Origin of the sequence: Citrobacter pasteurii, from assembly GCF_019047765.1 — a bacterium.
GTDB lineage: Bacteria > Pseudomonadota > Gammaproteobacteria > Enterobacterales > Enterobacteriaceae > Citrobacter > Citrobacter pasteurii.
The window spans coordinates 3,229,888-3,251,782 of sequence record NZ_CP077262.1 but is presented as its reverse complement, the minus strand read 5'-3'; the positions used below and the strand labels follow the sequence as shown (position 1 = coordinate 3,251,782).

Sequence of the window (21,895 nt, the reverse complement as noted above, 5' to 3'; positions counted from 1 at the left end):
AGGATGCGATGATTATCTATTTACACGGTTTTGACTCTAACAGTCCGGGCAACCACGAGAAAGTATTGCAACTGCAATTTATTGACCCGGATGTCAGGCTGATTAGCTACAGTACGCGGCATCCTAAACATGATATGCAGCATCTGCTGAAAGAAGTGGACAAAATGTTGCAGCTTAATGTGGATGATCGACCGTTGATTTGCGGCGTTGGGCTGGGGGGGTATTGGGCTGAACGGATTGGTTTCCTGTGTGATATTCGTCAGGTGGTGTTTAACCCTAACCTGTTCCCGTATGAGAATATGGACGGGAAAATCGACAGGCCGGAAGAGTATGCTGATATCGCCACAAAATGTGTGACCAACTTCCGCGAGAAAAATCGCGATCGCTGCCTGGTTATTCTGTCACGCCATGATGAAGCCTTGAATAGCCAGCGTTCGTCGGAGGAGCTGCATCATTACTATGAAATTGTATGGGATGAAGAACAAACGCATAAATTCAAAAACATCTCCCCGCATTTGCAGCGAATCAAAGCGTTCAAGATGTTAGGTTAATCTTTACTGAGCGTTTAAAAAGCCAGCCTCCGGGCTGGTTTTTTTATTCTTAAAGTCTGGGTTGTCTATCTTTTCAGCATCAAAACTTGATACACATCAATTTTGGTATGACCAATGCACCGTTCGTGTTATTCTCACTCTCGAGGAACATTTTCATTATCGTAACTTGTTGTTAATTAAAGGCTATATGCATAACTTTTAATTAACAATTGGTTAATAAATTTGAGGGGGTCACGTTGACTACACCATTGAAAAGGATCGTGATTGTCGGCGGCGGTGCTGGCGGACTGGAAATGGCGACGCAGTTGGGTAAAAAACTGGGTCGTAAGAAAAAGGCAAAAATCACGCTGGTAGACAGAAACCACAGCCACCTGTGGAAACCGTTGCTGCACGAAGTGGCAACAGGATCGCTGGATGAAGGTGTTGATGCGCTGAGCTATCTGGCGCATGCCCGAAACCACGGATTCCAGTTCCAGCTGGGTTCGGTGATGGATATCGATCGTGAAGCGAAAACCATCACGATTGCTGAGCTGCGAGACGAGAAAGGCGATCTGCTGGTCCCTGAGCGTAAAGTGCCATATGACACGCTGGTGATGGCACTGGGCAGTACGTCCAACGATTTCAACACGCCGGGCGTCAAAGAGAACTGTATTTTCCTCGATAACCCGCACCAGGCGCGTCGCTTCCACCAGGAAATGCTGAATCTGTTCCTGAAATATTCCGCAAACCTGGGCGCGAATGGCAAAGTGAATATCGCTATCGTCGGCGGCGGTGCGACGGGGGTTGAACTCTCCGCTGAGCTGCACAATGCGGTAAAACAGTTGCACAGCTATGGTTATAAAGGGCTGACCAACGAAGCGCTGAACGTCACATTGGTGGAAGCTGGTGAGCGTATTCTGCCTGCGTTGCCGCCGCGTATTTCCAGCGCCGCGCATAACGAGTTAACCAAACTGGGCGTACGTGTACTGACTCAGACGATGGTAACCAGCGCTGACGAAGGTGGGTTGCATACCAAAGATGGCGAGTACATCAAAGCTGATCTGATGGTGTGGGCAGCAGGTATCAAAGCGCCAGACTTTATGAAAGAGATTGGTGGTCTGGAAACCAACCGTATCAACCAGCTGGTGGTTGAACCAACCCTGCAGACGTCGCGTGATCCGGACATCTATGCGATTGGTGACTGTGCTTCCTGCGCGCGTCCGGAAGGGGGGGTTGTGCCGCCGCGTGCCCAGGCTGCGCACCAGATGGCATCCTGCGCGATGAACAACATTCTGGCACAGATGAACGGTAAACCGCTAAAAGCGTATCAGTATAAAGATCACGGTTCTCTGGTTTCTCTCTCCAACTTCTCTACCGTGGGCAGTCTGATGGGGAACCTGACGCGTGGCTCAATGATGGTGGAAGGGCGTATTGCGCGCTTTGTCTACATTTCACTGTACCGTATGCACCAGATTGCGCTGCATGGTTACTTCAAAACCGGCCTGATGATGTTGGTTGGCAGCATTAACCGCGTGATTCGTCCGCGTCTTAAACTGCACTAATACTGGCCTATAATGCCGGATGGAATGCTTCATCCGGCACTTTCTTTCAGAGTTCTCTGAATCATGCTGCTTTACTCCTTCTCTCCGCGATTTTCATCCGTAATCTGATTGGCATTATTTACCTCCTGTTGCAAAGTTGTTGCTAATAGCAAAAAAGGAGGAAGTCCCGTGAATAAATCAATGTTGGCGGGTATAGGGATTGGCGTAGCTGCTGCGCTGGGTGTGGCAGCGGTGGCCAGTCTAAACGTTTTTGAGCGTGGCCCACAGTTTGCACAAGTCGTCTCTGCAACACCGATTAAAGAAACGGTAAAAACACCGCGCCAGAAATGTCGTAACGTGACGGTTACTCACCGTAAACCCGTACAGGATGAAAACCGTATTGCCGGTTCCGTGCTGGGTGCGGTTGCCGGGGGCGTAATTGGTCATCAGTTTGGTGGTGGGCGCGGCAAAGACATTGCGACCGTTGCCGGTGCGTTAGGTGGCGGTTATGCCGGTAACCAGATTCAGGGGTCAATGCAGGAAAATGATACGTACACCACCACACAACAACGTTGTAAAACGGTCTATGACAAATCAGAAAAAATGCTGGGCTACGACGTAACGTATAAAATTGGCGATCAGCAGGGCAAAATCCGTATGGATAAAGATCCCGGTACGCAAATTCCGCTGGATAACAACGGCCAGTTGGTTCTGAATAACAAGGCGTAAAATAGCGTTATCCTGAACATTAGCCCCCCATCGCTCAGGCTGGGGGGCTTTTTTTATTAGAAGGTTAAGGCATAGTTCAAACCAAAGGTGCGACCCCGACCTTTGTATTCATACAAGGATGGACTGCCATAAGTCGGGCTGTAGAGTAACGGTGCACGCTGTCCCCAAAGGGTGGTGTACTCTTCATTCAGCAGGTTCTCAACGCTAAAGGTCAGTTTACCCAGCGGGAGCTGATAGCTGCCGATAAAGTCCATCGTATTGTACCCATCCAGCTTGTTGCCACTGGCGTCGCTCAGGTCAAATGTCTGTTGACTCTGTACTCGCAGCGACCACGGTTCCGGCGCCCAGCCAACCCATGCTGTTGCTTTAGACGGCGAAGCCAGAGTGACATCCCATTTTTGCCATTTACCGTTTTGCTTCACTTCCGATTTAATGATGTTGAAGTTACTTCCCAGGCTCCAGTCCGTATCAGCAATGAAATAATCCACCGCGCCTTCAAGGCCATAAATCCGGCGATCGTCGGGCTGTACGTTAATGGTCATATCGTTGCGGTTAACGACGATCGATTTATCAGATATGGAATAGTAAGCGGCGAGCTGTGTACGCAGGTTATCGCCGGTGTAGCGCCACCCCAGTTCGTAAGAGTTAACTTTAATGCCTTCCAGACGTGAATCCGCTACGTTAACACTGCGCTGGAGCTGATAATGATCGCCAACCAGCGAGTAGGTACCGTTGCCGTAGTATTTTCCAGGGTCGGGAAGTTCCACACCTTGAGAGAAGTTGAACCAGGTCTGCTGGCGATCGGTCAGGTGTGCGAGGATGCCCGCGTTAAACAGGAAGTTATCATAGTCTGTTTTGCCACCCGGGATACTATCAGCAGAGTTCGCCAGACCCGTTGCGATGCCTTGTTGCTGCGTATAGCCGACAAAATCATCAACGCGGTTTTCAGTCCACTGGTAGCGGATACCGCCGCTGAGCGTAAAGATGTCATTAATGTCGTAGCTGTTTTGCAGGAAAGGCGCAAAGTTGGTGATGCTGTAACCGGGATAGCGCCCGGTGGTGTAGGCCGTTCGGTTATCCATACCGCCAGAGGGGAGGGAATAAGCCAGATCGAAGAATTCTTGATTGGAATCGAATGTTTCGTGATCGGCGTCGATACCCCATGTCAGTTCCCAGTTTTCCATCAGCTGGCTGTTGAGGGTGATTTTGGCACCAAACTGGTCAGTATCCTGTTGTGATGCGGAGAAACTGGTGACCTTACCTTTGCTCAGCGTAGGGAAGGGATAGAATTTAAGTGATTCGTCACGGTAATAGATCTGGCTGACCAGATTCTGGCCGAAGAAATTAGCATCGGAATATTGCAGGCTGATCAGATGCCGTTCCGTGCCGGGGATACGGTCGGAATTGAGACCGCTGCTGGTATTAGCGTTGCCGGTTCCCGTCACGGCAGACATGTTCTTGCCGAGATCCAGTCCGTAGTCGTCATCGCCCTGGCTTTTGTAGTACTGCGTAACCAGCTGCAGCTGGCGGTTGTCATCAAGCTCAATCGTCCCGGTACCCATCAGATCCAGACGATCGGAATGCTGCAGACCGGTTTGGGTATTATCGAGCATTAAGGCGTCGTGGTTGGCATCATACCACCCCCCAAACCGTTGATAAGCGACAGACATGCGTCCGGATGCGCGGTCGGTTCCTCCGCTAACTGCGGCGGCAACACGTTCGTCATGATCGTTACTGTTGTTGAACCCGCTTTTGCTGCCCAGCTCGAGTTCGACTTCACGCTCAGGCTGACCTTTTTTGGTGACGATGTTGATCAAACCACCGGTACTTCCGCCGCCATACAGCGATGTTGCCCCGGAGATAACTTCAATGTGTGCAATATTAAACGGATCAATGGAGTCGAGCTGGCGGCTGTCGGTGCGGGAAGAGTTGAGACGAACACCGTCAATAAGCACCACGATGGCACGACCACGCATGTTCATCCCGTAGTTGGTTCGTCCCTGGCTGCTGACGTCGATTCCGGGGATCAACTGAGCAAGAACATCCTTAAACTCTTTCCCCCCCTGAACCTGCTGTTCAATCTCGCTTCCTTCGATAACCCAGGTCGTTTGCGCCATCTCTGCCACGGTGCGTTGGCTCCGGTTTGCGCTGACAATGAGATTATCTTCCTCAGCTGCAATAGCCGGCAGAGTTAAAGATAACAGGAGAGGATTGAGCACCCAGAGACGCTTATGCATTTGTGTTCCTTTTAAAAAAGTCGGTCTGTTTTTGTTAGGGCGGTAGAGAAACCGATGGTTACATTGTGTAACAGGCGTTAAAACAAATGCGAATATTGATGATAATAATTTTTGTTATCAACATATTTTACAAAAAATGATCGGATAAGATGATGAAAACAATGAAAAATGTGTGGGTAATGTGCGGAAATTCTACCGGGAGCAGCATAAGCTCCCGGTGATGACATTAAGACGTGAGTCGTGTGGAAAGGGTTAATCTTTAATCAGTTCAGGCCACAATCGTAACGTGGTGTGCGCGATCTGCATCAATTTTTCGAATGTGGCTCCTTCGCGGGCGCTGATCGACATACCCTGCAAAACACAGTTCAGATATTCAGCCAACTTTTGTACATCGCAGTGTGCCGGTATTTCACCCTTTTCCTGTCGTTGATGCAGAAACTGAGCCAGCGTCTGCTCCTGCATGGCGTGACGGGATTTAACCGTGTGCGCAATGTCCCGGGAGGAGGCGGCCAGCGTAGCGGATGTGTTAATCATAAAACATCCCGCAGGCGTGTCTTTACTGGTGAAGCAGGTCGCTATTGCGGTGAAATAGTCCCCGAGTGCAGATTCGAGGCTTTTTTCTTCACAAAAAAGTTGGGCTTCGTGTTTTGCCGCGAATCGACTGATATAGCGGTCCAGCACGGCACGAAACAGTCCTTCCTTATTGGTGAACTCCGCATACAGCGTAGGCGCTTTTGCCCCGGTTGCTTCTACGAGATCGGCGAGCGATGTCGCTTCATATCCGTGCTGCCAGAAGAGTGTCATGGCCTTATCAAGCGCGGCTTCCCTGTCGAACACTTTTGGTCGGCCACGGCTTTTTTTTACACAACTTGTCGTTTCAGTTGTCATGGTGCCGTTGTACCTGGTTGGGTTTATTGAATAACCATTATAAAAATAATCGCGCAGACACTCCAGTGCATTCACCCTAAAAATAATTTAATGCTATTAATATGAAAAATAAGGCCTTTGTGCTTTAAATAACAATCGTTATAAAAAAAATATTGACGTGTGACCTGGATCACATCTATGATTTACCTATCGATCGTTAAGTTAATCGCTTACGGCACACATTCATCTGCTAAAGGTAACTATCATGAAAAACGTAAAAACTCTTTTTGTCGCTGCTGTCCTGAGCTCACTTTCATTTGCAAGCTTTGCCGCTGTTGAAGTTCAGGCTACACCGGCAGGCCAACAGAAAGTCGGTATTATCTCTGCCAACGCCGGGACTAACTTAGGTTCTCTGGAAGATCAACTGGCGCAAAAAGCGGATGAGATGGGTGCGAAGTCATTCCGTATTACTTCTGTTACCGGTCCTAACACTCTTCACGGGACGGCAGTTATCTACAAATAAGTTGTAAACCCTCGCTATGCCACTGCGAATTCAATAAAAAATCCCCGCGGGAACAAACCGGCGGGGGTTTTTTTATGACCTGAATTTACAGCGTTTGTTCAGGAACATCGTGGTGGCGTGTCACGTCTACAGGCATACCTGAACGTAGCTCCATTGCATGCTCCATCACAACTGCGTCTGTTTGTGCCGCATTTTTAAAGTTCTGCATTGATGAATTCAACACGATTGGCAGTAACTGCGGGTCGTCATTAATCTTTACTGACAGCGGTTGGTGTACTTCAACCAGGCGCATACCGTTAGGTTCAACGGAGGCTTTAATCGGCGTGTTGATGATGTTCACTTTGGTTCCCGGCGTAACCTGACGGAATAAGGTTTCAATATCACCGTCACGCAGGCGAATACACCCGGAACTGACACGCATACCGATGCCAAAATCCGCGTTGGTTCCATGCAGCAAATACACACCGCCGTAAGCAGCTAAGCGGATAGCATGATGCCCCATCGGGTTATCCGGCCCGGCAGGTACTACGGCAGGGAGGTCGATACCATTGGCTTTATACCGTGCGCGGATATTCGCCGTTGGTGTCCAGGTCGGGTTGGCACGCTTATCAGAGATGGTGGTGACCATTGTTGGCGTCAGGGTGTCGCCGCCTAACTGGCCAATGCCAATGGGATACACGGTCACCGATTTTGTCCCTGGCTGGTAATAGTAAAGACGCAGTTCGGCGAGGTTAATGACAATCCCTTCGCGTGGGGCATCTGGCAGCAGAGTTTGCAATGGGATGGTTAAAACACTGCCCGGGCGAGGTACGTATGGATCGACGCCGGGGTTAGCCTGCAGCAGCGCTAAAAAGCCGACGTTGTATTTTTTCGCAATGGCTTCCAGCGATCCGCCGTTGTTTTCGACAACGTGAGTGGCATTTTCACCCACCAGTTTGCTGCCAGGCGGCGGGAGCGGCCAGGTATTCGCTTGAGCCGGAAGCGCTAACGCGACGGTCGCCGCGAGTGTAAAAAGCGTTAGCCAGCGAGAGAGTTGTTTCTTGTTTAACATCACCATAAATCCATTGTTTTTACGTGGTTTTTATAATGTAAAAGTAAACAGGAATTATGGCGGTTTGCTGTGTCGGGAAGTGCAGGGAAGTGCAAAGAGTTTGTAAATTCATCGGCCGGGCAAGCACCGTGCTCACCCGGCCGGAACGCTACGCTACGGCGTTTTCTTCAAGTTGACGCATAAACTGACGTACCCAGTCGATACGGGTTTTACGCTCGCTCAAATCTTGCATGAACTTCAGCCGGGTTGGGCCATCCAGACGGAAGTGTTGGGGTTGCTTTTGCAGTAAGCCAATCAGCCACACCGGGTTGACGTGGTTCTTCTCGGCAAACTCAATCGTCCCGCCTTTTTCATTGCCTTCGAGTTTTCTGATGCCCAGTTTTTGCGCTTGCTGGCGCAAACGGGCAATATCCAGCAGCGTACGGGCCGGGTCAGGCAACAAACCAAAACGGTCTATCAGCTCGACCTTAATTTCTTCCAGCTCGTTTTCGCCTTTCGCACTGGCAATCCGCTTGTAGAACGACAGTCGCGTATTCACATCGGGGATGTAGTCATCTGGCAGTAGCGAAGGCATCCGCAGCTCGACTTCAGTTTGCTGGTTGGTGAGATCTTCTAGCGACGGTTCGCGTCCCTCTTTTAGCGCATCAACCGCGTTCTCCAGCAGTTCCATGTACAGTGAGAAGCCGATGGTTTCCATCGAACCGCTCTGATCTTCACCCAGCAGTTCCCCCGCGCCGCGAATCTCGAGGTCGTGAGTGGCCAGCGCAAAACCTGCCCCCAAATCTTCCAGTGATGCAATTGCCTCAAGGCGTTTTTGTGCATCGGTGGTCATTGCTTTCGGATGCGGCGTCAACAGCCACGCATAGGCCTGATGGTGCGAACGTCCCACGCGGCCGCGTAGCTGGTGTAATTGCGCCAAACCGAAGTGGTCGGCACGTTCAATGATGATGGTGTTCGCGGTGGGAATGTCGATCCCGGTTTCGATGATGGTGGTACACACCAGCACGTTGAAGCGCTGATGGTGGAAATCGTTCATCACGCGTTCCAGCTCGCGTTCGCGCATTTGCCCGTGTCCAATCCCGATACGCGCTTCCGGTACCAGCTCTGCCAGCCTGTCAGCGGTTTTCTGGATGTTTTCAACATCGTTGAACAGATAGTAGACCTGCCCGCCGCGCAGCACTTCACGCAGGATAGCCTCGCGAACCACCAAATTGTCATACTCGCGCACAAAGGTTTTGACGGCCAGACGACGCGCTGGCGGTGTGGCGATAATTGACAGATCGCGCATGCCACTCATCGCCATATTGAGCGTGCGCGGGATCGGGGTTGCGGTCAGCGTCAGAATATCGACATCGGCGCGCATTGCTTTAATTCGCTCTTTGTGACGGACACCGAAGCGGTGCTCTTCATCGACGATTAGCAGCCCCAGGTCTTTTAGCTTCACATCGCTTTGCAGCAGTTTGTGCGTGCCGATGAGAATATCGATTTTACCTTCGGCAACCTGCTCCAGAATCTGCGCTTGCTCTTTGGCGCTACGAAAACGGGACAGCATCTCAATGCGTACCGGCCAGTTGGCAAAGCGGTCACGGAAGTTGTCGAAGTGCTGCTGGGCGAGCAGGGTGGTCGGCACTAAAACGGCCACCTGTTTGTGGTTCTCGACGGCGAGAAATGCGGCGCGCATCGCCACTTCGGTTTTGCCGAAGCCGACGTCACCACACACCAGACGGTCCATGGCCAGCGGCTGACACATATCGCTGAGCACCGCGTTGATCGCCTGTGCCTGGTCGGGCGTGGTTTCAAACGGGAAGCTGTCGCAAAATAGCTGGTACTGCTCACGGTCATGCTTAAAGGCAAAACCTTCTTTCGCCGCGCGCTGGGCATAAATATCCAGCAACTCCGCCGCGACATCACGCACCTTCTCGGCGGCTTTCTGCCGGGCGCGTGACCAGGCATCGCCGCCAAGTTTATGCAGCGGCGCATTCTCTTCCGCGCCACCGGCGTAGCGGCTGATCAGATGCAACGACGACACCGGCACATACAGTTTGGCGTCGTTGGCGTAGGTGAGCATCAGGTATTCACCGGTGATGCCGCCGGCTTCCAGCGTGGTCATCCCGGCATAGCGACCCACGCCGTGCTCAAGGTGCACAACGGGCTGCCCCGGATGCAGCTCCGCGAGGTTTCGGATCAATGTATCCGGGTTAATCGTGCGGCGGGAATCCTGGCGGCGGCGAGCCACACGTTCACCAAGGAGATCGCTTTCGCAAATCAGTGCCAGGTTGCGTTTGGTATCAATGAAACCATGTTCTGCCGCACCAATCATCAGATAACGACCGCTGTCGGCGGCTTCATCAAGGCGTAAAATACGTTTAGGCGCGACTTTGATGCGAGCCAGAAGCTCGCCGAGTGCTTCACGGCGACCTTCACTCTCTACCGAGAAAATGACCGGGCCGCTGAAGGTTTCCAGGAATTTACGCAGCGCATCCAGCGGCGATTTCTGTTGCGCTTGTACGGCGATGTCCGGCAGCTTCTGGAATCCCAGATTAGTGTTTGCCGCTTTGTTTGCCAGACTTTCGGTTTTGAGCTGGACGCGAGGCCAATGTTTAAGCTCGGAAAACAGTTCGTCAACCCGCAGCCACAGCGATTCTGGCGGCAGCAGTGGGCGCATCGGATCGACACCCCGGTTCTCAAAACGTGACAGTGTATCCGCCTGGAAACGCTCTGCGCTGGTTTCAATATCACCGGTATTCACTAACAGCGTATTGGCAGGGAAGTAACTGAACAGCGGTGGCAGCGGCTCACTGAAAAACAGCGGTTGCCAGTATTCAATCCCGGCAGGTAACGTGCCTTTACTGACCTGCTGATAAATATGTTCGGCGTCGCGTTTAACTTCAAAGGTGTCGCGCCACTGACTGCGGAACAGCTCAATGGCTGTTTTATCGGTTGGAAATTCGTGGGCAGGCAGCAAATTAATGGCATCGACTTCTTCCAGCGTGCGCTGAGTGTCAGTATCAAACAGGCGCAGGCTGTCGATTTCATCATCAAAGAAATCCAGGCGATAAGGCAATTCGCTGCCCATCGGAAACAGATCCAACAACGCGCCACGCGTGGCGTATTCACCGTGTTCCATGACCTGATCAACATGGCGATAACCGGCGCTGTCCAGTTGCTCACGCAGGGCATCACGCGACAGGCGCTGACCCTTTTTCATCACCAGTGCATGGCCGTGTAGATAGCTGTGCGGACAGACGCGCTGCATCAACGTGTTGACCGGTACGATCAGCACACCGCGTTGCATCGCAGGCAGTTGATACAACGTGGAGAGTCGCGAGGAGATAATTTCCTGATGTGGGGAAAAACTGTCATAGGGCAGCGTTTCCCAGTCAGCCAGATTCATCACCATCTGGTCGGTAAACTGACGAATTTCATCATGCAGACGCAAGGCATTTTGCATGTCCGGCGCGATAAGCACCACTGGTCCCGGATGGTGTTCGGCGATTTCTGCGACCAGCGTCGCGCAGGCGGCACCGGTAAGTTCACCCAACTGGCGCTGATCGCCAGCTTTTGCTGGAAGCGTGTAACGATGTTGTTCAGGCATTCGGTTGTCAGGATCTCGTTTGGATATACGTCTGATAAGCAATGTTCTTTATTATCCGTGATCGTTTCTCATAAGCAAATTGATTCGCCCCCGGATGGGGGCAAAAAGCGCGTAAGGTTTAGCGGGGAACGGTGGAGAAAGACGGCGGGGAGAAGAGCAGGTCGGCAACGGTTTTTTGTGAAATTTTTCGAACCATTAGTCCGACCAGCGTACACAACAGTAAGCAGGCGAACGGATACACCAGTAGCAGGGCCAGCTCTACGTTTGCGGACCAGGCGGTATGATTGAGTTTGGGAAGCAGCATTAAACTTATCAGTTCCACCAGAATTCGGTGGGTAGTGTAGATGGCGATGGTATTGGCACCAATCACGCTTAACGGACTGGACGTGCGCATACCAAAGCGGAGCTCAAATTGATAAAACAGCTTCATGATCAGCACAATGGAAAGAAGAGAAAGCAATAGTGAGACATTTGCCAGCCACGCGACGGCGGCGACGATTGTGCTAACCAGAAAAAGCACAGAATGGCGGCGCAGGGGAACATCTTTGATCCACATCATCAGCGTTGTGCCAAACCAAGCGCCGAGGCTGTAGTATGGCAGATTACGTATTACGCTGTTCAGCCCCCACCATGGGGTCGGGAAAAAGTTGATTGCCACACTCAGGAATGCAAACAGCACCAGTAGCGGCAAGGCCCAGCGGCTGAAGATCTTACACAGGACAAAATAGACAATCAGCGCATACAGATACCACAGACTGGTACTGGCGGTCAGCATCCCGTGGGTAAAACCTGCGATCGAACCAGCATAAGCGGCGTTGGCAGCATGGCTCAGATCGCGCTGTGGGGCCAGCCAGTTATTGAGCGTCACTAACGCCAGCCATTGCACCACACCCCAGAGTATCAGCACCCAGGCAATACTCCAGATCCGTTTATCCACGCAGGTGGTCCACGGGACGCTATCAATGTAGCGACGGATCAGATATCCCGAAATAAAGAAAAATACCGGCATGCGAAACGGCGCCAGGTACAAATTGAGGTAAATCCAGCATTTGCTCAGCAGCTCTGAAAGCGGATGCTGAAAGGTAGTGAGATGGGGATAAAAGGTAATGACTGAGTGGTAAATGACCACCAGACAGATACATAACCCTTTGATTTGATTAATCCATAACTCTTTTTTATTCATTGCAGTGGCGTATCCATATTGTGTGAGATAGCTTGCCATCCTGCAAAACCCTGCGTTCACTGTAATGCGTAACCGTCTGCTTTTTATTTTTTTAAGATAAAGATCAGGAAAATGGATGAGGGCAAAGTGGAAACTTTAGCGAATTGATTTGGTTATACTTTTCAGAACAATGCTGACGAACACTTACGGTTCAGTCATTTACCCATCCCGCTTTCGCTTATATACTCGTGACTTTGCTAACAGCAACCAGACGGATTTCATGTACCAACCTGTCGCTCTATTCATTGGCCTGCGTTATATGCGTGGGCGTGCAGCAGATCGCTTCGGTCGTTTCGTTTCCTGGCTCTCTACCATTGGCATTACTCTTGGGGTAATGGCGCTGGTCACAGTATTGTCGGTGATGAACGGTTTCGAACGCGAGCTGCAAAATAACATCCTTGGTCTGATGCCTCAGGCTATTCTCTCGGCTGAGCAAGGCTCTCTTAACCCGCAGCAGTTGCCGGAAAAAGCCGTGGTATTGAACGGCGTCAACCGTGTTGCGCCGCTAACAACGGGCGATGTGGTCCTGCAGAGCGCGCGTAGCGTGGCGGTAGGGGTGATGCTGGGCATCGACCCGGCGCAAAAAGATCCGTTAACGCCGTATCTGGTCAATGTGAAGCAAACAGATCTCGAACCGGGTAAGTATAATGTCATCCTCGGTGAGCAGCTTGCCGGACAGTTAGGTGTGAACCGCGGCGATCAAATTCGCGTGATGGTGCCTTCTGCCAGTCAGTTTACGCCAATGGGACGCTTACCGAGCCAGCGTCTGTTTACGGTGATTGGCACTTTTGCCGCCAATAGTGAAGTTGATGGTTATCAGATGTTGACCAACATCCAGGATGCGTCACGTCTGATGCGTTATCCGGCAGGCAATATCACCGGCTGGCGTCTGTGGCTAAATGAACCGCTCAAGGTTGATTCGCTGAGTCAACAAACGTTGCCGCAAGGCACCAAATGGCAGGACTGGCGCGAGCGTAAAGGTGAGCTGTTCCAGGCTGTGCGGATGGAAAAAAACATGATGGGGCTGTTGCTGAGCCTGATCGTAGCGGTAGCGGCGTTTAATATTATTACCTCGCTGGGTTTGATGGTAATGGAGAAGCAAGGGGAAGTGGCGATTTTACAAACGCAGGGGCTCACGCCGCGGCAAATAATGATGGTGTTTATGGTTCAGGGGGCCAGTGCCGGAATTATCGGCGCGCTGCTGGGCGCTGTGCTGGGCGCGTTGCTTGCCAGCCAACTGAACAACCTGATGCCGATTATCGGCGTGCTGCTGGACGGTGCCGCGTTGCCTGTCGCTATTGAGCCGTTGCAGGTGATCGTCATTGCACTGGTGGCAATGGCCATCGCGCTGCTGTCTACGCTTTATCCTTCCTGGCGCGCTGCCGCCACTCAACCCGCTGAGGCTTTACGTTATGAATAAGATCCTGTTGCAATGCGACAACCTGTGCAAACGCTATCAGGAAGGCACGGTGCAGACTGATGTTCTGCACGATGTCAGTTTTTGCGTCGGCGAGGGTGAGATGATGGCGATTGTCGGCAGCTCAGGCTCCGGCAAAAGTACATTGCTTCATCTGCTCGGCGGGCTGGATACACCGACTTCCGGCGATGTCATTTTTAGCGGTCAGCCGATGAGCAAACTCTCGTCAGCGGCGAAAGCGGAACTGCGTAATCAGAAGCTCGGATTCATTTACCAGTTCCACCATTTGTTGCCAGACTTTACCGCGCTGGAAAACGTGGCGATGCCGCTACTGATTGGTAAGAAGAAGCCGGCTGAAATTACCGAGCGCGCACGTGACATGCTGAAAGCGGTTGGGCTGGATCACCGTGCCAGCCACCGTCCGTCCGAACTGTCAGGCGGCGAGCGTCAACGTGTGGCGATTGCCCGTGCGCTGGTGAATAACCCGCGTCTGGTGTTGGCAGATGAGCCAACAGGTAATCTTGATGCGCGTAACGCGGACAGTATTTTTGAGTTACTGGGTGAGCTGAACCGTTCTCAGGGCACAGCATTTCTGGTTGTGACGCACGATCTGCAACTGGCGAAGCGCATGAGCCGCCAGCTTGAAATGCGCGATGGTCGCCTGACGGCCGAACTGAGCCTGATGGGAGCAGAGTAATGGCTTCGCCTTTATCGTTATTGATTGGGTTACGTTTTAGCCGTGGTCGGCGGCGCGGCGGCATGGTGTCGCTGATTTCCGTGATTTCTACCGTCGGCATTGCGTTGGGCGTGGCGGTGTTGATCGTCGGTCTAAGCGCGATGAACGGATTTGAGCGAGAGCTGAACAACCGTATTCTGGCCGTGGTTCCGCACGGTGAGATTGAAGCCGTAAATCAGCCGTGGAACAACTGGCAGGAAGCACTCGATAAAGTTCAGAAAGTGCCTGGTATTGCCGCTGCGGCGCCTTATATCAACTTTACCGGGCTGGTGGAGAGTGGGGCGAATCTACGTGCAGTACAGGTGAAGGGCGTTGATCCGCAGCAGGAACAACGCTTGAGCGCGTTGCCATCCTTCGTGCAGAACCATGCCTGGGATAATTTCAAAGCCGGTGAGCAGCAGATAATCATTGGCAAGGGTATTGCCGACGCGCTGAAGGTGAAGCAGGGGGATTGGGTGTCAATTATGATCCCTAACGCCAGTGCGGATCATAAGTTACAGCAGCCTAAACGCGTGCGTTTGCACGTTACCGGTATTCTGCAACTGAGCGGTCAGCTCGATCACAGCTTTGCCATGATCCCAATGGAAGATGCGCAGCAGTACCTGGATATGGGCTCCAGCGTTTCCGGGATTGCCCTGAAGGTCAACGATGTCTTTAACGCCAATAAGTTGGTCAGAGACGCTGGTGAAGTGACCAACAACTATGTCTATATTAAGAGCTGGATCGGTACTTACGGCTATATGTATCGCGATATCCAGATGATTCGCGCCATTATGTATCTGGCGATGGTGCTGGTGATTGGTGTGGCCTGCTTTAATATCGTTTCCACGTTAGTGATGGCGGTAAAAGACAAAAGCGGCGATATTGCGGTATTAAGGACGCTGGGGGCGAAAGACGGGCTGATCCGCGCCATCTTCGTCTGGTATGGACTGCTGGCGGGTCTGTTCGGTAGCCTGATAGGTGTGGTTATTGGCGTTGTTGTTTCTCTGCAGCTCACACCGATCATCAATGGTATTGAGGCGCTTATCGGCCATCAGTTCCTCTCGGGCGATATTTATTTTATTGACTTCCTGCCATCTGAATTGCACTGGCTGGATGTGATTTACGTGTTGGTGACAGCATTGTTGCTGAGTCTTTTGGCTAGTTGGTATCCGGCGCGTCGCGCCAGCAATATTGACCCTGCAAGAGTACTTAGCGGCCAATAACAACAAGATATACACCAGGCATTCATGCTGTCCCAAGGCGGCAAGCCCGATAATCACCAGACGCATAAACAACGATGTGACTGGGCGTGAGGGTGCAACCAACGCAGAGGCAGCATGAAGGAAGACGTGTATCAAGGAGCGGTGATGTATTACGGGTTTGACATTGGCGGGACAAAAATTGCGTTAGGCGTCTTCGATAATCACCGTCGTTTGCAGTGGGAGAAACGTGTCCCTACGCCGCGTGACAGTTATGACGCTTTCCTTGATGCTGTGTGCGCTCTGGTGACGGAGGCGGACCAGCGCTTTGGCGTTAAGGGTTCAGTAGGGATTGGTATTCCTGGCATGCCTGAGACCGAAGACGGCACGCTGTACGCGGCTAACGTTCCTGCTGCCAGTGGCAAACCGCTGCGGGCCGATCTCAGCGCACGACTGGATCGTGATGTGCGTCTGGATAATGATGCCAACTGTTTTGCACTCTCCGAAGCCTGGGACGATGGGTTCACCCAGTATCCGTTAGTGATGGGCTTAATCCTCGGCACCGGTGTCGGTGGTGGCCTGGTGCTTAACGGAAAGTCTATCACCGGACGTAGCTATATTACCGGCGAGTTCGGTCATATCCGTTTGCCTGTTGATGCGTTGACGTTGATGGGATTTGATTTCCCACTGCGTCGTTGCGGATGTGGTCAACTGGGCTGCATCGAAAGCTATCTTTCCGGTGGCGGATTTGCATGGTTGTACCAGCATTACTACCATCAACCTCTGGATGCCCGTGAAATTATCGCCCTCTGGGAGCAAGGCGATGAGCATGCGCGTGCACATGTAGAGCGTTATCTGGATTTGCTGGCCGTTTGCCTGGGGAATATCCTGACTATCGTCGATCCAGATTTAGTGGTGATTGGCGGTGGCTTGTCGAACTTTACCGCTATTACGACGCAGTTGGCGGGCAGGCTGCCACGTCATTTGCTGCCCGTTGCCCGTGTGCCGCGTATTGAGCAGGCACGACACGGTGATGCGGGTGGGATGCGCGGAGCCGCTTTCCTACATCTTACCGATTAATACAAAGAGGTTGTTATGCTGTCGCGTCGGGGTCATCGATTAAGCCGTTTTCGTAAAAATAAACGCCATTTGCGCGATCGCCTGCGTCAACGGATCTTTTTCAGAGACAGAGTGGTGCCTGAGTTGGTGGAAAAACCAAGGGTGTTAGTTCTGACTGGCGCGGGGATTTCCGCTGAGTCAGGGATTCGTACCTTCCGTGCTGCGGATGGTCTTTGGGAAGAACATCGGGTTGAGGATGTGGCAACGCCGGAAGGATTTAGCCGTAATCCTGGGCTGGTTCAGTCATTTTATAACGCCCGCCGCCACCAGTTACAGCAACCCGAAATTCAACCAAATGCGGCGCATATTGCGTTAGCAAAACTCGAAGCCGAGTTGGGTGATCGCTTTCTACTGGTAACGCAAAATATCGATAATCTGCACGAACGTGCGGGAAGTCAGAACGTTATCCACATGCACGGCGAGCTTCTTAAGGTTCGCTGTTCGCAAAGCGGGCAGATTTTAGACTGGACAGGGGACGTCACGCCAGAAGACAAATGCCATTGCTGCCAGTTCCCAGCCCCTCTGCGACCGCACGTTGTCTGGTTTGGCGAAATGCCTCTGGGAATGGATGAAATTTATATGGCACTGGCGATGGCAGATGTTTTCATTGCCATTGGCACGTCAGGGCATGTTTATCCGGCCGCGGGTTTTGTCCACGAAGCGCGTCTGCATGGGGCGCATACGGTGGAGTTAAATCTTGAGCCAAGCCAGGTGGGTAGCGAGTTTGAAGAAAAGTATTACGGTCCGGCAAGCCAGGTGGTGCCTGAGTTTGTAGAGAAGTTATTGAAAGGTCTGTGAGCACGGATGGCGTAGGCCCGATAAGCGCAGCGCCATCGGGCAGTGATGATGCGCCGGATGCGACGCTGGCGCGTCTTATCCGGCCTACGAGGAAGGCAATTAACGTCCTGCTTTTAGCTTCTGATAATACTCTTCATAGATGGCGCTGGCGGAACCGACATCGTTCTGCCATTCCCCTTTGTTGATGGTTTCTGCATCCGGATACAGGGTTTTATCGTTAGCCACTTCCGGACTTAAAAGCTTACGTGCCGCCAGGTTTGGCGTCGGGTAACCGATGGTTTCCGCGACTTCTTTCGCGACATCCGGGCGCAGCAGGAAGTTAATTAGCTTCAGCGCACCTTCTTTGTTTTTGGCATTTGCCGGAATAGACAGGCTATCCATCCAGAAAATACCCCCTTCTTTCGGCCAGACGACTTCCAGCGGTGTACCCGCCTGACGCGCCACGAATGCAGAGCCGTTCCACACCATCCCCAGATTAACTTCGCCTTCCATATACGGATTAGCCGGGTTATCGGAGTTGAAGGCTGCAACGTTAGGCATTAGCTTCTTGAGTTCGTTATACGCGGCTTCAATCTCTTTCGGGTCGGTGGTATTCCCGGAGTATCCCAGCTTGCGTAGCGCCATCTGGAATACTTCGCGGGCATCATCCGTTAACAGCAGGCTGCCTTTGTATTCCGGTTTCCACAGGTCAGCCCAGCTGGTCACGGTTTTTGGATCAATAGCGTCACTGTTAATACCAATGGCCGTCGCACCCCAGATATAAGGAATTGAGTAGTCGTTGTTCGGGTCAAACGGTTTATTGAGCATTTCCGGATCGAGGTTGTGGAAGTTGGTTAACTTCGACTTATCGATCTTTTGGATCATGCCTTCCTTGCGCATTTTGTCGACGTAATAGGTGGAAGGCACCACCAGATCGTACGCACCGTCTTTGTAGGTTTTGAGCTTGGCGTACATGGTCTCATTCGACTCGTAGGTCGAATAGATAACCTTGATCCCGGTCTCTTTAGTGAACTGTTCCAGTAGCCCTGGCGGAACGTATTCGGTCCAGTTATAGAAATAAAGCGTGTTGTTATCATCAGCGTGAGCGGCGCTCATGCCCAGTGCCAGAGCACCCGCCGCGAGCAGGTGGCGTGACCATTTTTTCATTTAACGTCCCCTGAATGAAAGGCCTCAACGGCCCTTGGTTTTATCACGTGCAATAAGCTGGCTGGCGATCACCATAACCAGCGACAGAACCAACAAAATGGTTGCCAGTGCGTTCACTTCTGGTGATACACCGACTTTAACCATTGAGTAGATTTTTAATGGCAAAATTTCATAGCCCGGCCCGGTAACGAAGGACGAAACGACAACATCATCCATCGACAGCGTAAAGCTCAGTAACCAACCGGCAGCCACCGCAGGCATGGCCAGTGGCAGAATGATTTTGCGTAGAATAGTCACTTCACTGGCACCCAGGTCTTTTGCTGCTTCAAGCATACGTACGTCAAAGCCTTTCAAACGTGAGTAGACCGTTACTACCACAAAAGGCAGGCAGAACGTGATATGTGAAAACAGCAGCGACCAGAAGCCCAACTGAATGCCAATCAGCATAAACAGCACCAGCAGCGAAATTGCCATCACGATATCCGGCGACATCATCACCACGAACAGCATGCCACTGACGAACGGTTTACCGCGAAAACGGTAGCGATATAAGGCGACCGCAGTCAGTGAACCGATCAGTGTGGCAAAGGTCGCGGAGAGCACGGCCATCGTCAGTGAGTGCTGTGCCGCCTGAAGCAAACTGTCGTTGTTCATCAGCAGGCCGTACCATTTGGTGGTAAAGCCTTGCCAGTTAATGCCGAAGCGCGAGCTGTTAAAGGAGTTCACAATCAAAATGATGATTGGAATATACAGGTACGCGTAGATAGCGGTCATAAAACCGCCGCGAAGCAGTCGACCGATCATTCGAGTTCCACCTTCTTGTTCAGAAGGCAGGATGCTTTCAGAGCATTGAAAATAATCAACTTTTTCTCTTCTCCAAAATCTCTCCAAAACTTCCCACCAAAACAGACAACCAAAAATAAGCGGCCATCACTAAGGCCGCGAATTTTACAACAATTTTCCAGGTGATCGGGAAAAAATGCCCATTTAAATGACCAGCCTTACCCATTCCTGACCGCGAGTGTCGTTATAGCGATCTGTTGTTGCCTACACTTGATGGCCTGGTAGTGTTTTGGTATCAATGCCTTGTGCGCGATATAGTCGCTCGGATACAGGCAATGTTCAGTTTCCACATGCTTTTGTTGGCACACCATATCTGGTTGTACCGTCAGATATTTCTTCAGGTACTGAAGGGGTGAATACTGTCGGGTGGGAGTTATCAAATAGCACGGCAGCAGGAGCCAGAATTCTTTCTGCAGACTCTAAATCTTCGGTGATCGCTACCACCCTTTCTTGTATCGCAATTGGTAAGGGGGTTGTATGAAGTATTGCGCGTTGAATGACGGATTTTATGGCGACAACACTCCCGATGACAAAATCCCGGGGAGTTTTGTGCATATCAGCGATGACGAAGGCCAGAGAATTTTAGACAGCCAAATTAATGGTCGGATTCAGTCCGATGATAATGGTTTTCCTGTTCTGGTGCCGTACCCGGAATTAACAAAAGATGAGCAACAGGAACGCGCCGGGCAGAAACGACAGACACTGAAATCAGTCGCTGATACAGAAATTTCATAGCGGCAGGATGCCGTTGATACGGGTTGATACGACAAAACCTGTCTGGCCCGCGACTCCAGAAAAATAGTACAGACGAATTAAGAGGTGTCGACTCACATAAAATCACGGGTTTTATTCATTTACCAACCAAAACTCAGCCTCTCCAAACATTTCCTGGACTGTCCGGCTTATCTGACCTTTCTCATGCTTGCTGGCGTCAGTGTTGATCGCTGGTGGTATTCAGCATAGATACTAAAAATGGCGCTGTATATGCGCCATTTTACTATCTCATTGATGGTATCAGCGGGTTGTCCCCAAAGGGATTTCCGGATCCGGTTGGTGAGTAATCCTGTTACGTAGATCTCGTCGAATAATTTCGATGGACCAGAACCAGATTAAATGACCAAAAATTTCGGATACATTCTCATACCATGGAAGGTCAGCGAGAGGAGGGGTCAGTCCCATGAGAGGGAAGGAAATCATATGTACGAAAAGCTGGGCTAATGCACCAGCCAACAACCCCTGCCAGAGTTTAATTTTGGGAAAAACTTCTGCAACTACACAGTAGCCTACGGCGAACACAATAGAAAAAATGATGTGTGTTACACCAACCCAGTTAAACACATGCCCGGCAAAGGTGTAGACCGCTGCGTTAGGATCTGCAAGTCCCATCCAGTCTCGCAGAAAAATATATGGAGGGTTCAGAAAATTGCGGGAGCAATCAATTTGTCCCGCCGCTCGGATTAATGATTCCGGAACACATGCGGTAGTAAACATATCAGACGGGCTACGGGGCGGCAAAGGTACTTCAGCCCCCCATTTAACGAATGCTGATACGATACCGGCGATTAACCCGATAAAAGCAGCCAGGCCATAACGTCTGCGGTTAGGTGGGGTTTGTTCAAATATATTCATATTTCATCCATTGAATTTCATTACATTAACGTAATCACTAAGTAGTATTCATAAAAAACAATGAATGTAAAGAATTGTATGTGGCTGTATGTTCTGCTCATGAGTTAGTAACAGGGATCCCTAAAATGATTGGAAGCTATCAGGTTACTTTCTCCTTATTTTGCAGGGTGATATCATCCTAATACCTTCCTTCTATAAGGATTATAGGATGAGTATCATTTATGTTGTTGTTTTAACTTATGTAAAGCCGCTAGAGGAAGTTGACGCTCAAATTCCAGCGCATGTTGAGTGGCTTAAGAAAGGCTATGCAGATGGTGTCTTTTTGGCATCAGGAAGAAGAGTTCCTCGTAATGGAGGGGTCATACTTGCGAAATGCGACAGCCTTGAATCATTAGAAGAGCGCCTCAGCCAGGATCCATTCCAAAAGTTGAATATCGCTAAAGTCGACATAATTCCCTTCGAGGCCAGTATGAAAGCTCAGTTTTTGGAAAATATGCTCTGACAGAATCGTTCTTCAGTTCGCTGAAAAAAGAACGTATCAGAAAACGCATCTATAAAGCCTGGGCGCTGGCCCGGGCGGATATCTTCGATCACGTTGAACTGTTCAATAATCGATCGCGGCGCCACAGCTATCTCGGCGGTGTCAGTCCATGATATCCGATGATGGCTTTATCTCAGGGAGCAATTTTTGAAGATCAGCAAGGTGGTATTAGCGAGTGTAGTGATGTTAA

At 51.1% G+C, this 21,895-nt stretch carries 19 protein-coding genes and 3 pseudogenes; 12 read left to right on the top strand and 10 right to left on the bottom strand.

The genetic code is table 11. The features are described 5' to 3' along the window. The first annotated feature begins 8 nt into the window (after positions 1 to 8). The 3 genes from ycfP (at position 9) to I6L54_RS15965 (ending at position 2,800) form a co-directional block, all read left to right on the top strand. A complete protein-coding gene (gene ycfP, locus I6L54_RS15975) occupies positions 9 to 551 on the top strand; it encodes an alpha/beta hydrolase YcfP (RefSeq protein WP_040231955.1) in 543 nt (180 codons plus the stop codon). A gap of 236 nt (positions 552 to 787) precedes the next feature. After that, complete coding sequence (ndh, locus tag I6L54_RS15970) at positions 788 to 2,092, top strand: NADH-quinone dehydrogenase (RefSeq protein ID WP_040231957.1); 1,305 nt, start codon at positions 788 to 790, stop codon at positions 2,090 to 2,092. Positions 2,093 to 2,260: 168 nt separating this feature from the next. After that, positions 2,261 to 2,800: a glycine zipper 2TM domain-containing protein gene (locus I6L54_RS15965; protein ID WP_005121097.1), complete on the top strand. Its 540-nt coding sequence runs from the start codon at positions 2,261 to 2,263 to the stop codon at positions 2,798 to 2,800. Between the two features lie 56 nt (positions 2,801 to 2,856). Here I6L54_RS15965 and I6L54_RS15960 read toward each other — a convergent pair whose 3' ends face one another. Together I6L54_RS15960 and comR are read right to left on the bottom strand one after the other, a co-directional pair. Beyond that, a complete protein-coding gene (locus I6L54_RS15960) occupies positions 2,857 to 5,037 on the bottom strand; it encodes a TonB-dependent siderophore receptor (protein ID WP_040231959.1) in 2,181 nt (726 codons plus the stop codon). A 252-nt stretch (positions 5,038 to 5,289) separates the two neighbouring features. Next, positions 5,290 to 5,925, bottom strand: a complete 636-nt coding sequence (comR, locus tag I6L54_RS15955) for a TetR family copper-responsive transcriptional repressor ComR (protein ID WP_040231960.1) — start codon at positions 5,923 to 5,925, stop codon at positions 5,290 to 5,292. Positions 5,926 to 6,169: 244 nt separating this feature from the next. Here comR and bhsA point away from each other — a divergent pair, with 244 nt between their 5' ends. Continuing rightward, on the top strand, positions 6,170 to 6,427 hold the full coding sequence (bhsA, locus tag I6L54_RS15950) for a multiple stress resistance protein BhsA (RefSeq protein ID WP_040231961.1): 258 nt from the start codon (positions 6,170 to 6,172) through the stop codon (positions 6,425 to 6,427). Positions 6,428 to 6,512: 85 nt separating this feature from the next. Here the strand turns inward: bhsA and ldtC are convergent, their stop codons facing one another. The 3 genes from ldtC to I6L54_RS15935 form a co-directional block, all read right to left on the bottom strand. Then, positions 6,513 to 7,478, bottom strand: coding sequence for a L,D-transpeptidase LdtC (gene ldtC, locus I6L54_RS15945; protein WP_040231963.1), 966 nt, complete (start codon positions 7,476 to 7,478; stop codon positions 6,513 to 6,515). A 148-nt stretch (positions 7,479 to 7,626) separates the two neighbouring features. After that, the gene (gene mfd, locus I6L54_RS15940; RefSeq protein ID WP_040231965.1) at positions 7,627 to 11,073 is read right to left on the bottom strand and encodes a transcription-repair coupling factor; all 3,447 of its coding nucleotides are present in this window, start codon (positions 11,071 to 11,073) and stop codon (positions 7,627 to 7,629) included. Between the two features lie 118 nt (positions 11,074 to 11,191). Then, a complete protein-coding gene (locus I6L54_RS15935) occupies positions 11,192 to 12,256 on the bottom strand; it encodes an acyltransferase family protein (protein WP_040231967.1) in 1,065 nt (354 codons plus the stop codon). 259 nt (positions 12,257 to 12,515) lie between these two features. On the opposite strand from I6L54_RS15935, the gene lolC reads away from it, so the two are divergent. From lolC to cobB, 5 genes are all read left to right on the top strand, one after another. After that, entirely contained in the window at positions 12,516 to 13,715 is a 1,200-nt protein-coding gene (gene lolC, locus I6L54_RS15930) for a lipoprotein-releasing ABC transporter permease subunit LolC (RefSeq protein WP_040231968.1), read from the top strand. Next, positions 13,708 to 14,409 (top strand): lipoprotein-releasing ABC transporter ATP-binding protein LolD, encoded by a 702-nt coding sequence (gene lolD / locus I6L54_RS15925; RefSeq protein WP_003832278.1) that lies wholly within the window; start codon positions 13,708 to 13,710, stop codon positions 14,407 to 14,409. Before lolC ends, lolD begins: the two co-directional genes overlap by 8 nt. Then, positions 14,409 to 15,653 (top strand): lipoprotein-releasing ABC transporter permease subunit LolE, encoded by a 1,245-nt coding sequence (lolE, locus tag I6L54_RS15920; protein ID WP_005121085.1) that lies wholly within the window; start codon positions 14,409 to 14,411, stop codon positions 15,651 to 15,653. Before lolD ends, lolE begins: the two co-directional genes overlap by 1 nt. Positions 15,654 to 15,797: 144 nt before the next feature. Continuing rightward, a complete protein-coding gene (gene nagK, locus I6L54_RS15915) occupies positions 15,798 to 16,709 on the top strand; it encodes an N-acetylglucosamine kinase (RefSeq protein ID WP_040231969.1) in 912 nt (303 codons plus the stop codon). Positions 16,710 to 16,724: 15 nt separating this feature from the next. Continuing rightward, positions 16,725 to 17,546: a Sir2 family NAD+-dependent deacetylase gene (gene cobB, locus I6L54_RS15910; RefSeq protein WP_040231971.1), complete on the top strand. Its 822-nt coding sequence runs from the start codon at positions 16,725 to 16,727 to the stop codon at positions 17,544 to 17,546. 99 nt (positions 17,547 to 17,645) lie between these two features. On the opposite strand, the gene potD is transcribed toward cobB, so the two are convergent. The 3 genes and pseudogenes from potD to I6L54_RS24370 form a co-directional block, all read right to left on the bottom strand. Next, complete coding sequence (gene potD / locus I6L54_RS15905) at positions 17,646 to 18,692, bottom strand: spermidine/putrescine ABC transporter substrate-binding protein PotD (protein WP_005121082.1); 1,047 nt, start codon at positions 18,690 to 18,692, stop codon at positions 17,646 to 17,648. Positions 18,693 to 18,716: 24 nt separating this feature from the next. Then, on the bottom strand, positions 18,717 to 19,496 hold the full coding sequence (potC, locus tag I6L54_RS15900; protein WP_003030794.1) for a spermidine/putrescine ABC transporter permease PotC: 780 nt from the start codon (positions 19,494 to 19,496) through the stop codon (positions 18,717 to 18,719). Positions 19,497 to 19,739: 243 nt separating this feature from the next. Then, a pseudogene (locus I6L54_RS24370) lies at positions 19,740 to 19,805 on the bottom strand (hypothetical protein); the annotation flags it as partial. A gap of 207 nt (positions 19,806 to 20,012) precedes the next feature. On the opposite strand from I6L54_RS24370, the gene I6L54_RS15895 reads away from it, so the two are divergent. Then, the gene (locus I6L54_RS15895) at positions 20,013 to 20,270 is read left to right on the top strand and encodes a tail fiber assembly protein (RefSeq protein ID WP_040231973.1); all 258 of its coding nucleotides are present in this window, start codon (positions 20,013 to 20,015) and stop codon (positions 20,268 to 20,270) included. Positions 20,271 to 20,381: 111 nt separating this feature from the next. Here I6L54_RS15895 and I6L54_RS15890 read toward each other — a convergent pair. Together I6L54_RS15890 and I6L54_RS15885 are read right to left on the bottom strand one after the other, a co-directional pair. Beyond that, positions 20,382 to 20,483, bottom strand: a pseudogene (locus I6L54_RS15890) (DinI-like family protein); the annotation flags it as partial. A 66-nt stretch (positions 20,484 to 20,549) separates the two neighbouring features. Then, positions 20,550 to 21,164 carry a YagU family protein gene (locus I6L54_RS15885; protein ID WP_040231974.1) on the bottom strand — a complete coding sequence of 205 codons (615 nt, stop codon included), beginning with the start codon at positions 21,162 to 21,164 and terminating at the stop codon, positions 20,550 to 20,552. Between the two features lie 208 nt (positions 21,165 to 21,372). On the opposite strand from I6L54_RS15885, the gene I6L54_RS15880 reads away from it, so the two are divergent. Both I6L54_RS15880 and I6L54_RS15875 read left to right on the top strand, forming a co-directional pair. Then, positions 21,373 to 21,666, top strand: coding sequence for a YciI family protein (locus I6L54_RS15880; RefSeq protein WP_040231976.1), 294 nt, complete (start codon positions 21,373 to 21,375; stop codon positions 21,664 to 21,666). Beyond that, positions 21,660 to 21,818 (top strand): annotated as a pseudogene (locus tag I6L54_RS15875) (IS3 family transposase); the annotation flags it as partial. The gene I6L54_RS15880 and the pseudogene I6L54_RS15875, both read left to right, overlap by 7 nt. Positions 21,819 to 21,895: the final 77 nt, after the last annotated feature.

Bases quoted from the DNA above. Each gene is read 5' to 3' on its own strand.
- ycfP (WP_040231955.1), top strand. From the start codon at position 9: ATGATTATCTATTTACACGGTTTTGACTCTAACAGTCCGGGCAACCAC.
- I6L54_RS15960 (WP_040231959.1), bottom strand. From the start codon at position 5,037: ATGCATAAGCGTCTCTGGGTGCTCAATCCTCTCCTGTTATCTTTAACT.
- comR (WP_040231960.1), bottom strand. From the start codon at position 5,925: ATGACAACTGAAACGACAAGTTGTGTAAAAAAAAGCCGTGGCCGACCA.
- bhsA (WP_040231961.1), top strand. From the start codon at position 6,170: ATGAAAAACGTAAAAACTCTTTTTGTCGCTGCTGTCCTGAGCTCACTT.
- ldtC (WP_040231963.1), bottom strand. From the start codon at position 7,478: ATGTTAAACAAGAAACAACTCTCTCGCTGGCTAACGCTTTTTACACTC.
- mfd (WP_040231965.1), bottom strand. From the start codon at position 11,073: ATGCCTGAACAACATCGTTACACGCTTCCAGCAAAAGCTGGCGATCAG.
- I6L54_RS15935 (WP_040231967.1), bottom strand. From the start codon at position 12,256: ATGAATAAAAAAGAGTTATGGATTAATCAAATCAAAGGGTTATGTATC.
- lolC (WP_040231968.1), top strand. From the start codon at position 12,516: ATGTACCAACCTGTCGCTCTATTCATTGGCCTGCGTTATATGCGTGGG.
- lolD (WP_003832278.1), top strand. From the start codon at position 13,708: ATGAATAAGATCCTGTTGCAATGCGACAACCTGTGCAAACGCTATCAG.
- lolE (WP_005121085.1), top strand. From the start codon at position 14,409: ATGGCTTCGCCTTTATCGTTATTGATTGGGTTACGTTTTAGCCGTGGT.
- nagK (WP_040231969.1), top strand. From the start codon at position 15,798: ATGTATTACGGGTTTGACATTGGCGGGACAAAAATTGCGTTAGGCGTC.
- cobB (WP_040231971.1), top strand. From the start codon at position 16,725: ATGCTGTCGCGTCGGGGTCATCGATTAAGCCGTTTTCGTAAAAATAAA.
- potD (WP_005121082.1), bottom strand. From the start codon at position 18,692: ATGAAAAAATGGTCACGCCACCTGCTCGCGGCGGGTGCTCTGGCACTG.
- potC (WP_003030794.1), bottom strand. From the start codon at position 19,496: ATGATCGGTCGACTGCTTCGCGGCGGTTTTATGACCGCTATCTACGCG.
- I6L54_RS15895 (WP_040231973.1), top strand. From the start codon at position 20,013: ATGAAGTATTGCGCGTTGAATGACGGATTTTATGGCGACAACACTCCC.
- I6L54_RS15885 (WP_040231974.1), bottom strand. From the start codon at position 21,164: ATGAATATATTTGAACAAACCCCACCTAACCGCAGACGTTATGGCCTG.
- I6L54_RS15880 (WP_040231976.1), top strand. From the start codon at position 21,373: ATGAGTATCATTTATGTTGTTGTTTTAACTTATGTAAAGCCGCTAGAG.